Source organism: Nocardiopsis halotolerans DSM 44410 (genome assembly GCF_000341065.1).
Taxonomy (GTDB): domain Bacteria; phylum Actinomycetota; class Actinomycetes; order Streptosporangiales; family Streptosporangiaceae; genus Nocardiopsis; species Nocardiopsis halotolerans.
In genome coordinates, this window is the sequence record NZ_ANAX01000332.1 from 21391 (window position 1) to 33497 (window position 12107).

At 69.5% G+C, this 12107-nt stretch carries 11 protein-coding genes and 2 tRNA genes; 10 read left to right on the forward strand and 3 right to left on the reverse strand.

Translation table 11 applies throughout. The features are described from left to right. Positions 1–647: 647 nt before the first annotated feature. From D455_RS0124540 to D455_RS0124555, 4 genes are all read left to right on the forward strand, one after another. Complete coding sequence (locus D455_RS0124540; protein ID WP_017573324.1) at positions 648–1751, forward strand: PP2C family protein-serine/threonine phosphatase; 1104 nt, start codon at positions 648–650, stop codon at positions 1749–1751. A gap of 375 nt (positions 1752–2126) precedes the next feature. Then, positions 2127–3470 (forward strand): magnesium transporter, encoded by a 1344-nt coding sequence (gene mgtE / locus D455_RS0124545; protein WP_017573325.1) that lies wholly within the window; start codon positions 2127–2129, stop codon positions 3468–3470. Between the two features lie 176 nt (positions 3471–3646). Further along, positions 3647–3853, forward strand: coding sequence for an Rv0909 family putative TA system antitoxin (locus D455_RS0124550; protein ID WP_017573326.1), 207 nt, complete (start codon positions 3647–3649; stop codon positions 3851–3853). Positions 3854–4212: 359 nt separating this feature from the next. Beyond that, entirely contained in the window at positions 4213–4755 is a 543-nt protein-coding gene (locus D455_RS0124555) for a hypothetical protein (RefSeq protein WP_017573327.1), read from the forward strand. 99 nt (positions 4756–4854) lie between these two features. On the opposite strand, the gene D455_RS0124560 is transcribed toward D455_RS0124555, so the two are convergent. Further along, complete coding sequence (locus D455_RS0124560) at positions 4855–6717, reverse strand: ABC transporter ATP-binding protein (protein WP_017573328.1); 1863 nt, start codon at positions 6715–6717, stop codon at positions 4855–4857. Between the two features lie 108 nt (positions 6718–6825). Then, positions 6826–7329, reverse strand: a complete 504-nt coding sequence (locus D455_RS0124565; RefSeq protein WP_017573329.1) for an adenylyltransferase/cytidyltransferase family protein — start codon at positions 7327–7329, stop codon at positions 6826–6828. A gap of 273 nt (positions 7330–7602) precedes the next feature. Between D455_RS0124565 and D455_RS31600 the strand changes: the two genes are divergently transcribed. After that, positions 7603–7965, forward strand: a complete 363-nt coding sequence (locus D455_RS31600; protein WP_017573330.1) for a hypothetical protein — start codon at positions 7603–7605, stop codon at positions 7963–7965. 177 nt (positions 7966–8142) lie between these two features. Here D455_RS31600 and D455_RS0124575 read toward each other — a convergent pair. Then, positions 8143–8213, reverse strand: a tRNA-Gly gene (locus D455_RS0124575). Positions 8214–8329: 116 nt separating this feature from the next. Between D455_RS0124575 and D455_RS0124580 the strand changes: the two genes are divergently transcribed. The 5 genes from D455_RS0124580 to D455_RS31605 form a co-directional block, all read left to right on the forward strand. Continuing rightward, positions 8330–8404, forward strand: a tRNA-Pro gene (locus D455_RS0124580). 225 nt (positions 8405–8629) lie between these two features. After that, the gene (gene tig, locus D455_RS0124585; RefSeq protein ID WP_017573331.1) at positions 8630–10066 is read left to right on the forward strand and encodes a trigger factor; all 1437 of its coding nucleotides are present in this window, start codon (positions 8630–8632) and stop codon (positions 10064–10066) included. 276 nt (positions 10067–10342) lie between these two features. Then, positions 10343–10912 (forward strand): ClpP family protease, encoded by a 570-nt coding sequence (locus D455_RS0124590; RefSeq protein WP_083922425.1) that lies wholly within the window; start codon positions 10343–10345, stop codon positions 10910–10912. A gap of 49 nt (positions 10913–10961) precedes the next feature. Beyond that, a complete protein-coding gene (locus D455_RS0124595; protein WP_017573333.1) occupies positions 10962–11615 on the forward strand; it encodes an ATP-dependent Clp protease proteolytic subunit in 654 nt (217 codons plus the stop codon). Between the two features lie 280 nt (positions 11616–11895). Next, positions 11896–12107: ClpX C4-type zinc finger protein (locus tag D455_RS31605; protein WP_040685108.1), on the forward strand; the 212-nt coding region annotated here is incomplete at its 3' end.

Consider the following 12107-nt stretch of genomic DNA (forward strand, 5'->3'; position numbering starts at 1 on the left):
CCCGACACACCGTCGGCCGTCCGTTTCCCCTCGTCCCCACACGGTGGCGGAGGGGCGCGGTGCGGAAGGCACGGACCCACGCCGTCCGTCGCCTCCCAGACCGTCCTCCTCGGCCGGTTCGCCGCCCTCTCGGCCTCCGTGTCCGGCCCCACCTCCGGGGGACGAGGCTCCCTGGCCTGCGCCGAATCCCTGTGAGAACCTGGAGCCCGGCCGCGCCACCGGGGCGCGGAGCGCGATCGCACGGCCCGGCCATGGAGGGCGTCCGGTCGCGAGTCAGTGTCCGAGAGGGGTGAACATCCCCGACATACGGAGCCGTTCCCCCGTGTCGGGGTAGTGCCCGACTCCGTACGCTCGGTTATCGGCTGAACCCAAATCCGTGGTTTGGGGGGAGAACACCGCTGGTTGCACGTGCCACGGTCACACCCCCCGCGCTACAGTTCGTGCACAGTGGCGGGCCCTCGTCAGCCCGCGGCGCGGTGGTGTCCTCCGGTCGGCACCTCCGGCAACCACGGCCAGGGCGCGCCCCACACACCGCCCCGTACGTCGGACACGTGCCCGGCGGCGACGCGGCCCCGTGCCCAACTCCGACCGCTTCCGTACGAGAACCGAACCCCCGCTGGTGAGCGGGCGTGCAACGCAGGGGATACATGAAGCCCACACCGACCGCCAGGACCACCCGGCTGCTGCGCTCCACCGCGCAGCGGCTCATCGCGGTGCTCAGGCGGAAGGTGCTCTTCCGTTATCGGCTCGTCCTCATCACCCTCGTCGTCCTGGCCGTCGGCATCGGGGTCGGCGCCGTGTGGGGACCCTCCGGCTGGTTCCCGCCCAGTTCCACCATCCTCACCGTCCTGGCCGGCGGACTCCTCCTCAAACGCAAGAGCCTGGCCTTCCTGCTGGCCGTGGTCGCCGCCGTCCTGGTGTTCGTCGCCTTCATGCTCGACTTCGGTGAGGTGGGCCCCGGCCTGCTCGTCACCATCGGCGTCACCGGCGTGCTGTCCTACCTGCTGTCGGGCGTGCGCGAGCGCCTCGGCGTACAGGGACTCAGCGGCGAGATGATGCTGCTGGACCTGCGCGACCGCCTCCGGCGCCAGGGCAGGATGCCCGAGCTGCCCGAGGGGTGGGGGCGTACCGCCGTCCTGCGCCAGGCGGGCGGCTCGTCCTTCGGCGGCGACTTCGTCGTCTCCATCCGCAGAGGCGACCAGTTGGACGTGGCGGTCGTGGACGTCTCCGGCAAGGGGGTGGACGCCGGAACCCGCGCGCTGCTGCTCTCCGGCGCGTTCAGCGGGCTGATCGGGGCCGTGCCCACCCGCGACTTCCTGGCCCACTGCAACGACTACCTCATGCGCAACGGCGGCGGGGAGGGCTTCGTCACCGCCGTGCACCTGAGTGTGGACCTGGGCACGGGCGAGTACCAGATCGCCTCCGCCGGACACCCGCCCGCGCTGCACTACGACAGCGGCGGTGGGGTGTGGGACACCACCGAGGCCAAGGGCGTGGTCCTGGGGGTCATCCCCGAGATGACCTACACCTCCGTGGAGGGCGAGCTCCGGCCCGGCGACGCCATCATGCTCTGCACCGACGGCCTGATCGAGACCCCCGGCGAGGACCTCGACGCCGGGATCGACCGGCTCCTCGGCGCGGCGGAGCGGCTCGTCCCCCGGGGGTTCGCCACCGGCGCGGACGAGATCGTGGACACCCTCAGCAAGGACAAGAACGACGACTGCGCCCTGGTCGTCCTCTGGCGCGACTGACCCGCACCGAAGCGACGTGGGGCCGTGACCGTCCACTCCGCCGCGGCCGTGCTCCACAGGCCCCGGACCTGTCCGTTCCCCCGTCGTTCCCACCGCCGTCGCGCTTCCGTCGCCGTGCCGGTGCGACGCCGGGTCCCTACGCCGGGTAGGGTCGGGATGCTCCCCGTCCCGCGTACGGCGGTCAGACCGTACACGTCCCCGGATCACCGTGCCCGCCCTTCCGCCCCCGGGCGCCCACCCGACGCACGGTCCACCACACCAGTGACGACGGGACCGGAGCGGGGCCGTACACCGACCGGCCCACCTGCTTGTGCGAGGACCGTGCCGCCCGTGGATCCCCCACCGGGCGCAGGAGAACGCGAGGGGGTGCTTCGCATGCCAGAAAGCGAGCGCGCTGAAGAACTGATCGACCTGGTCGGTACCAACGACCTGACCGGTATCCGGCTCTGGTTGGCCGAACACAGGCCCTACGAGATCGCGGACGAGCTCTCCCGCATGGACGGCGGCGAGGCGATCATCCCCTTCCGCCTCCTGGACAAGGACCGCGAGCTGGAGGTCTTCGAGGAGCTCGACCCTGTCCAGCAGCAGGCCATCCTGCTGGGGCTGCGTGACACGGCCTTCCACGAGATCCTGGAGGAGATGGACCCGGACGACCGGGCCCGTCTCATCGGCGAGGCACCCGCCAAGATCGCCACCCGCGCCCTGGCCGGGCTCAGCGCCTCCGAACGCCGGATGACCGCCGCCCTCCTGGGGTACCCGGAGGACTCCGTCGGCCGGTACATGACCCCGGAGACGGTCATCCTGCACCGCGACCTGACGGTGGGGCGCGCGTTGGAGGTCGTACGGGCGAAGGGGGCCGACGCCGAGACCATCTACACCCTTCCGGTGGTCAGCGACGGCCGCCGCATGGTGGGGACGGTGACCCTGGGCGACCTGGTGGTCAGCGACGACGACCGCCTGATCAAGGACATCGTGGACGTGTTCGCGCCGCGTGCGCGCGCCACGGAGCCGGTCGAGGACGCCGCCCGACTGATGCAGGAGGCCAATCTGGTCTCCCTGTCGGTGGTGGACTCCGAGGAGCGTTTCCTGGGCCTTCTGACCTTCGACGACGCCCTGGAGGTCATCGAGGCCGCCGACTCCGAGGACATGGCCCGCCAGTCCGGTTCCAGCCCGGTTTCCGAGCACTACGTGTCCGTCGGTGTGCTGCGCCTGGTCGCGGCGCGTGCGGTGTGGCTGATGCTGCTCATCGTGGCGGCCACGCTGACGGTCAACGTGATGCAGGTCTTCGAGTCGGCCCTGGAGGCGGTCACCGCCCTGGCCCTGTTCGTGCCGATGCTCATCGGTACGGGCGGGAACGTCGGCGCCCAGTCGGCCACGGCGATCGTGCGCGCCCTGGCGGTCGGTGAGGTCCGGGTACGGGACCTGCCGTCGGTGATCTGGAAGGAGGCCCGTGTCGGGCTGCTGTTGGGTTTCCTCCTCGCCGGGCTGGCCCTGGGCATCGGTTCCCTTCTGGTGGGCGTGGACGTCGCCACGGTCGTGGCGTGCTCGGTGATCGCGGTGTGTACGTGGGCGGCGGTCATCGGTTCCTCCATGCCGTTGCTGGCCCGCAAGGTGGGTGTGGACCCGGCGGTGGTGTCCTCGCCGATGGTGACCACCATCGTGGACGCCACGGGACTGCTCATCTACTTCTCCGTCGCGACCGTGGTCCTGGGCCTCTGACCCGTTCCGCGCCTGGTGGTCAGCGGACGCCACGGACCGCTCGCCCGCCTCTCCGCCGCCACCGTGTTCCGGGGCCTATGACCGGCTTCCACACGCCTTCACCTGGTATCCGACCGGCATGAACGGACGGTGACCGGGTATCGCGACAGGTGCAGGACGGATCGAGGGAGGATGCCATGCCCGGTGCCGGAGATGCGTTCAAACGGCTGAAGAAGACCGTCGACGACAACGCCGAGAAGGCCGAGGGGCTGGTCGGCAAGGCCGCCCGAGCCGCCAAGAAGGCGACGGGGGGCGCCCACGACGACAAGATCGACCGGGGATCCGGAGCCGCGACGGAGTACCTGCGCAAGCGTGCCCGGGAGAACCGGCGGAACGGGGAGTAGCGCGGCGCGTGTTCTCAGGGGGCGGGCGGGGTGCCGACGGGGCACCCCGCCCGCCCCCTCGTCGTGTCCCCGCCCTTTCCGGAACCCGTCCCCGGCCCCGCACCCGGGGGCGACCCACGGGCTCCGTCGGGCCGCCGAGCCGGCATGTGACGGACGTTCACGACCACAGGCGAAGCCGGGGGGCGTACCCGCTGGTCAGGGCGTTTGGGACACGGATTACCCTGGTGAGGTAAGGCGAACCTAACGGTTCTGGTGGTTCCGGGGAGAACGCGGGGGATGTGAACGTGGCCGAAGGACGCCCCTGCCAGCTCACGGTCTGCCGGGGCTGTTGCTGTGGCACGAAGAAGAAGGTCCCGGGAGTGGACCACAAGGCCCAGCTCGCCCGCCTCAGTGCCATCGACGACCACTCCGGCCGCACCGTCCCCGTCCGCACCAGCAAGTGCCTGGGCATCTGCTTCCAGGCCAACGTGGTGGTCGTCCAGCCCTCCCAGGAGGGGCGGGCCGCCGGTGGCCGCCCGGTGTGGCTGGGGGAGATCACCGAGGACAGGCTGATCGAGGCCGTCGACGACTGGATCTTCGGGGGCGGGCCCGGCATCGCGCCGCTGCCCGCGGTCCTGGCCGGCCACGTGACGTCCAAGGACGCCGAGAAGCCGAAGAAGAACAAGAAGCCCAAGCACTCCAAGTCGGCCAAGAAGGAACGTAGGAAGGCCAGGGAGAAGGCGGAGAAGGCCGAGCGGAAGGCGGCGGAGGGGGCGGACCCGGGAGGGGGCCGCGGCCGCCCGGACGGGCCCGGTACGTCGGAGGGGAAGCCCGAGAAGGCGAAGAAGAAGGACGGCAAGAAGAAGGACAAGAAGGGCAAGAAGGGTGGGAAGGGCAAGGACAAGAAGGCCGGGAAGAAGTAACCCGGAGGTCCGCAGGTCCGCCACCCGGGCCCACCGCCCCCGGGTCGGAGCGGCTCCGGGCCCCGAGCGCTGGCGCCCGGGCCCGGTGGCCGGAACCGGTCAGCTGTTCTGCGGCGCGAACTGGGTCCGGTACAGCGCCGTGTACAGCCCGCCCTGCTCCAGCAGTTCGTCGTGCGTGCCCCGCTCCAGGATCCGGCCGTCCTCCAGCACCAGGATCTGGTCCGCCTCCCGCACCGTCGCCAGCCGGTGCGCGATCACCAGAGAGGTCCGCCCCTCCAGTGCCACGGCCAGCGCCTCCTGCACGGCCGCCTCGACCCCGGAGTCCAGGTGCGCCGTCGCCTCGTCCAGCACCACCACCGACGGCGCCTTCAGCAGCAGCCGCGCGATCGCCAGCCGCTGCTTCTCACCGCCGGAGAGCCGGTACCCCCGGTCGCCCACCATCGTGTCCAGGCCGTTGGGCAGCTGCTCCAGGAGGGGACCCAGCCGCGCCATCCGCAGCACCTCCTCCAGTTCGGCGTCGGTCGCCTCCGGACGCGCGTACCGCAGGTTCGCCCCCACCGTGTCGTGGAACAGCTGCGCGTCCTGGGTGACCACACCCACCGTCTCGCGCAGGGAGTCCCCGGTCACCTCGCGCAGGTCCAGCCCGCCCAGACGCACCCGACCCTCGGTCGGGTCGTACAGCCGCGACACCAGGTGCGTCAGCGTCGTCTTGCCCGCGCCCGAGGGGCCGACCAGCGCCACCATCGTCCCCGGTTCCGCCCGGAACGACACCCCGCTCAGCACCTGGGTGTCCTCGTCCACCGCCGCCTGCGGCGTCAGTTCCAGCGAGGCCACCGACGACTCCTTCGCGGCCGGGTACCGGAACGACACGTGGTCGAACTCCACGGCCGCCGGGCCCCCGGGCAGGTCCTTCGCGTCCGGGCTCTCCTTGATGCCCGGCTCCAGGTCCAGCACCTCGAAGACGCGGTCGAAGGAGACCAGCGCGGTCATGATCTCCACGTGCACGTTGGACAGTGTCGTCACCGGTCCGTACAGGCGGCCGAGCAGGGTGGTCAACGCCACCAGCGTGCCCACCTCGAAGGCCCCGTTGATCGCCAGGACGCCGCCGACCCCGTAGACCATCGCCATGGCCAGCGCCGTGATCAGGCCCAGCATGCTGAACAGCAGCGAACCGAACACCGCCTGGCGGACGCCCAGGTCGCGGACCCGTCCCGCGCGCCGGGCGAAGCCCCGCGACTCCTCGTCGGGGCGCCCGTACAGCTTGACCAGCATCGCTCCGCCGACGTTGAACCGCTCGGTCATCAGGGAGCTCATGTCCGCGTTGGTGTCCATCGCGTCGCGGGAGATGTGTGCCAGCCGCCGCCCGATCAGCTTGGCCGGGATGACGAACAGCGGGACCAGGGCCAGCGCGAGCAGCGTCACCTGCCACGACAGGGCGAGCATCGTCACGATCACGGCGGTCGCGCTGATCAGGTTGGACACCACCGACTGGAGGACCGAGGTGATCGCGCGCTGGGCGCCCACCACGTCCGTGTTCAGCCGGCTGATCAGCGATCCCGTCTGCGTGCGGGTGAAGAACGCCACCGGCATCCGCTGCACGTGGGTGAACACCTGCGTGCGCAGCTGGTAGATGACCCCCTCACCGATCCGGGAGGACAGCCACCGGCCGGTCAGGGTCAGTCCGCCCTCCAGCAGCGCCAGTCCGGCGGCGGCGACCGCCAGCCACACCACCAGCGAGGTGTCGCCGGTCAGGATGCCCCGGTCGATGATGGCCTTGAGCAACAGGGGGTTGGCCACCACGATCGCGGCGCCGACCGCGGTCACCAGCAGGAAGTACAGGATCGCCCGCCAGTGCGGCCGGGCGTAGGAGATGATCCGGCGTGTGATGCCGGGGGGCAGCGCCTGCCCCTTCGCGCTCCCGTCGTTGACCAGGGCCCTGTAGGAGGGCCTGCCGGACATCATTGCCATGGACAGCCTCGTTCTGCTCGCCTGTTCGCCACGCATGAGTCAACACCGGTGTACGCGTACCGCTTCCCGGGGCCCGGGGGAGGGGTGTGCTGGCTCTCGGCGCTAGAGGGAGTGGGCGAGGCGTCCCAGGGCCGCCGTGGTGGAGCGCCCCGGGGTGAAGGGAAGCTCCCAGGCCTGGGCGCCGAGTGCGTCGGCGCCGCGGATCTTGGCCTGGGTGTAGCGGTCTCCGGCGGTGTAGGCCAGCGCGGCGGGGGCCAGGGGGCGCAGGACCTCGGCGTAGGCGGCCCAGTCGGCGATTTCGGGCGGGCCCTCGACCACGAACGAGCCGGTGACGCAGGCCAGGGCGGCGACGGTCTCGGCGCGCTCGTCCGCGGGGTTCACGGGGCGTCCGGGGCCCTTCCAGGCGCGCACGCGCGCGTCGGACTCGATGCCCACCACGAGGGGGAGCCCGCGGTCGGCGATGGCCTGGAGGAAGCGGATGTGACCGACGTGCAGGACGTCGAAGGCCCCGGTGACCACCGCGGGCCGCACCAGGGATGCGGGCCGCTCGAACCAACGTGCGCTCAGAGTGGTGCCCGGGTCGTGTGTCGCGTCCGTGTCCGTCATCCAGCCACCCCTTCAGCAAGTCTGGGACGCCCGGATCCGATCGCGCCGACGGGCTCACCCGAAAGGTCAACGTACCCGTTCGCGGACGGTATTCCTCCTCGGAGCCACCGAACCGAACGCGGTTCGCCTCTGTTGGGGAGACCACGGCCCGCGAATGTGAGAGAGCTCACGAAAGAAGTGTTCCGTGGTCCACCCGTCGGAACCGGAACCCCTCGGCTCCCCGTACGGTCACATCACCAGAATCCGGACTGAGCACGAGAGGCGGTAGGGCTCATGGCTTGGGTGGTCCTCATCGAGGAGGGGGTCGGATGGGGTGACGGTATGCACTGGGGCCTGTACCGGAGCACCCACCTTTTCAACAGCCGGGACGAGGCCCGTGCGGAGGCGGTCCGGCTGACGCGGGACCACACACCGGAACACCCGTGGACCGAGAAGGGGCGGACGGCGTTCCGGGTCTCGGAGGATTCCTTCGTGGTGAGCGTGGCCGGAGCGGCCAGCGATCACCACTTCCGGTTGACCGTGGCGGAGGAGGTCGTACCCGGCACCGGAGAACCTTCGGGAGACGTCATCCAGGAGCCTGAGGAGCGGTCGTCGGGGGTCGTCCCCCGGGGCAACAGGGGAGCGGGCTGGCGCTGAGCACGGCTCGTCCCGAGTGGTCCTCGGGGGTGCGGGGGTCGTCCCCCGGAGGGAGCGGCGGGGCGGGCTGGCGCTGAGCACGGCTCGTCCCGAGTGGTCCTCGGGGGTGCGGGGGTCGTCTCCCGGAGGGAGCGGCGGAGCGGGCTGGCGTGTGAACGCACAGCTCGCCCCGAGCGGAGCGGGCGACGAGAATCGAACTCGCATGACCAGCTTGGAAGGCTGGGGTTCTACCATTGAACTACGCCCGCGTGGCACCGGAGACTTCGAGCGTCCTCTAGACTCGTGGAGCCGACGGAGACAAGACTACAGTCTCCGAAGCTGTGGTCGCACACGCATCCCGGAAGTGCGATCCTAGGTTCGGTCACGGGGTGTGGCGCAGCTTGGTTAGCGCGCATGCTTTGGGAGCATGAGGCCGCGGGTTCGAATCCCGCCACCCCGACGAAACCACCGTGGCAGCGGCTCCGGCCGCACGCCGTGGCCCCCTGTGTATCTGCCCTAGACTTGGTGCGATCAGCAGGAAACTGTAAGTCCCAGCCCGTCGCAGGGCACCCCAGCTGGATGCGGTCGTCAAGGCCCCGGGGTGCGCGCGTGCATTTCGCCGTTGTGTGTGGTGCGCCTGCGGGCCGACGCGGACACCAGCCGGCAAACCTAGGAGTACCGCCCCGTGAAGACCGATGTCGAGGAGCTGAGCCCCACCCGGGTCAAGCTGACCATCGAGGTGCCCTTCGAGGAGCTCGATCACGCTTTCGACGTGACCTACAAGTCGCTCGCCAAGCAGGTCCGGATCAAGGGCTTCCGCCCGGGCAAGGCGCCGGCGCGGTTGATCGACCGTTACGTCGGCCGCGGCGCGGTGATCAGCGAAGCGGTCAACCACGCCGTTCCGGAGCTCTACAACGAGGCCATCCAGAAGGAGGAACTCTTCGCGCTCGGCCAGCCCGACGTGGAGGTCACCAAGCTGGAGGACAACGACGAGCTCGCCTTCACCGCCGAGGTCGACATCCGCCCGAAGTTCGAGGTCGAGAACTACAAGGGCATCGAGGTCACCGTCGACAGCGCCGAGGTCACCGACGAGCAGGTCGACGAGCAGATCGGCACCCTGCGCGAGCGCTTCTCCACCCTCGTGGGGGTCGACCGTCCGATCGAGGACGGCGACCACCTGTCCATCGACCTGTCCGCCGCCGTCGACGGTGAGACCCTCGAGGACGTCGCTGTCAGCGGCTACTCCTACGAGGTCGGCACCAACGCCATGCTGGAGGGCCTCGACGAGACCCTGCGCGGCATGGAGGCCGGTGGCGAGGCCACCTTCAGCACCACCCTCGTCGGTGGTGAGCACGAGGGCAGGGAGGCGGACGTCACCGTCACCGTGCACAGCGTGAAGGTCAAGGAGCTGCCCGAGCTGGACGACGAGTTCGCCCAGCTGGCCTCGGAGTTCGACACCATCGAGGAGCTCCGCGACGACGTCCGCAAGCGCATGGAGGAGGTCCGCCGCCTCCAGCAGCTCTCCGCCGCCCGTGACAAGGCCCTGGAGAAGCTGATCGACTCCGTCGACATCCCGCTGCCCGACGCGGTCGTCGACGAGGAGATCACCCGTCGTCGTCAGAGCCTGGAGCAGCAGCTCGCGCAGAGCGGCCTCACCAAGGAGGCCTACCTCGAGTCTCAGGAGAAGACCGAGGAGGAGTTCGACGAGGAGCTGACCACCGGCGCCAACTCCGCGGTCAAGGCCGGGTTCATCCTCGACCAGCTGGCCATCCAGGAGGACCTGAGCGCCGACCAGGGTGAGCTCAGCCAGTACGTCTTCGAGCAGGCCCAGCGCATGGGCGTGAGCCCGGACCAGCTGGCCCAGCACCTGGTCGAGTCCAACCAGATCCGCGTCGCCTTCACCGAGGTCGTCCGCGGCAAGGCCATGGACCTGGTCCTGGCCGCTGCCAAGGTCACCGACGAGGAGGGCAACGTCGTCGAGCAGGAGAGCGCCGAGGAGAAAGCCGCCAAGGCCGCCGCCGAGGCCGCTGCCGCCGCCGACGAGGGCCTGGAGGTCATCGAGGACGGCGCCGAGGCCGACGCCGCCAAGAGCGAGGACGCCAAGGCCGAGGACGCCCAGTAGGTCCGACGCCCCGCGCGTGAACGGCCCCGTCCGACCCCTGTGGGTCGCACGGGGCCGTTCGTCGTGTTCGCTGGTGGAAGAACGTGCTGTACGGGGATTGCGCCACCCTGCGCTCAAAGCGAACAGGGACGGGAACCGGACGAGCCCGGTGTCTCACGGCGTTAGTGTCGCTGTATCGCAACCGTTTCGATTCCGGAGCAGGTGACGAGAGTGCCGCCGACCTTTGAAGAGTCCCCGCGATTCGACGCCCGTACGTCGGACCCGCAGTTTTCCCCTTTGCTTGAGCAGACGCCTCAGCGCCTGTTGCGCCAGCGAATCGTGTTCCTCGGCCAGCAGGTGGACGACGAGATCGCCAACCGTCTCGTCGGTGAGCTCCTGCTGCTGTCCGCCGAGGACCGCCAGCGGGACATCACCATGTACATCAACTCGCCCGGTGGGTCCGTGACCGCGGGCATGGCGATCTACGACGTGATGCAGTACATCCCCAACGACGTGCGCACCGTGGGTATCGGTATGGCCGCGTCCATGGGACAGATGCTCCTGTGCGCCGGTGCTCCCGGCAAGCGCTACGCGCTTCCGCACACCCGCGTCATGATGCACCAGCCGTCCGGCGGCATCGGGGGTACCGCCTCCGACATCCGCATCCTGGCCGACCAGCTGCTCTACGTGAAGAAGATGTTCATCGAGAAGATCTCCCAGCACACCGGGCAGTCGGTCGAGCAGATCGAGAAGGACGCCGACCGCGACCGCTGGTTCACCGCTCAGGAGTCGAAGGAGTACGGCTTCATCGACGAGGTCCTGGAGGGGACCCTCGACGTGACCAGTGGTGACCGAATCCAGAGTTGACCCGCCAGAACCCCATCCCTGGAACGGCGTAGTGCGTGGAAGGCGTGAAATGACCGAGTTCAACCCCATGATCGGCGGCGCGGCCTCGATGGCCCCCCAGAGCCGCTACGTCCTGCCGTCCTACGTGGAGCGGACGTCCTACGGCGTCAAGGAGATGAATCCGTACAACAAGCTCTTCGAGGAGCGGATCATCTTCGTCGGCGTGCAGATCGACGACGTCTCGGCCAACGACCTGATGGCCCAGCTCATCACCCTTGAGCAGCTGGACTCCGAGCGGGACATCCAGATGTACATCAACTCGCCGGGGGGATCGTTCACCTCCCTCATGGCGATCTACGACACGATGCAGTTCGTCCGCCCCGACATCCAGACGGTGTGCATCGGACAGGCCGCCTCGGCCGCCGCGATCCTGCTCGCGGGTGGTACGGAGGGCAAGCGCGGCGCGCTGCCCAACGCCCGTATCCTGATCCACCAGCCCGCGACCGAGGGCATGCACGGGCAGGCCAGCGACATCGAGATCCAGGCGAACGAGATCACCCGTATCCGTACGCAGCTGGAGACCACCCTGGCCCGCCACACCGGGCACTCGGTGGAGCAGATCTCCAAGGACATCGAGCGGGACAAGATCCTCACCGCGGAGGAGGCCAAGGACTACGGCCTCATCGACTTCGTGCTGCCCTACCGCAAGGCTTCCATGAAGTAGGGTCGCGGCACGGCCGGAGAGCCTGGCGGGCCCACGCGAGCGGGCCGGGACAGGTGGTTCCGGCCAGGGTGAAGCGTTGGCCGGACCGGCCCCTGACCCGCCTGGGCGAGCCCGGTGGTGAAGCCGGTCCGGTTTTTCGCTTAGTCTGACGGAGAGCGACACACAGATCGTCTCGTCCGTGATCACCGTTGTGGGCGGTTACGGAAGATCTTCGACTTCCGGGCGGCCCTCGCGCGTGAGCGGCACCGACGGGGCGGCCTTAGTTTTGAGGAGTGGCTGGGTGGCACGCATCGGCGACGGCGGGGACCTGTTGAAGTGCTCGTTCTGCGGCAAGAGCCAGAAGCAGGTGAAGAAGCTCATCGCTGGCCCCGGCGTGTACATCTGCGATGAGTGCATCGATCTGTGCAACGAGATCATCGAAGAGGAACTCGCCGACGCCACCGAGCTCACCTGGGACTCGTTGCCCAAGCCGCGGGAGATCTACGAGTTCCT

Coding starts and splice junctions, on each gene's coding strand:
- D455_RS0124540 (WP_017573324.1), top strand. CDS start 648: ATGAAGCCCACACCGACCGCCAGGACCACCCGGCTGCTGCGCTCCACC.
- mgtE (WP_017573325.1), top strand. CDS start 2,127: ATGCCAGAAAGCGAGCGCGCTGAAGAACTGATCGACCTGGTCGGTACC.
- D455_RS0124550 (WP_017573326.1), top strand. CDS start 3,647: ATGCCCGGTGCCGGAGATGCGTTCAAACGGCTGAAGAAGACCGTCGAC.
- D455_RS0124560 (WP_017573328.1), bottom strand. CDS start 6,717: ATGATGTCCGGCAGGCCCTCCTACAGGGCCCTGGTCAACGACGGGAGC.
- D455_RS0124565 (WP_017573329.1), bottom strand. CDS start 7,329: ATGACGGACACGGACGCGACACACGACCCGGGCACCACTCTGAGCGCA.
- D455_RS31600 (WP_017573330.1), top strand. CDS start 7,603: ATGGCTTGGGTGGTCCTCATCGAGGAGGGGGTCGGATGGGGTGACGGT.
- D455_RS0124595 (WP_017573333.1), top strand. CDS start 10,962: ATGACCGAGTTCAACCCCATGATCGGCGGCGCGGCCTCGATGGCCCCC.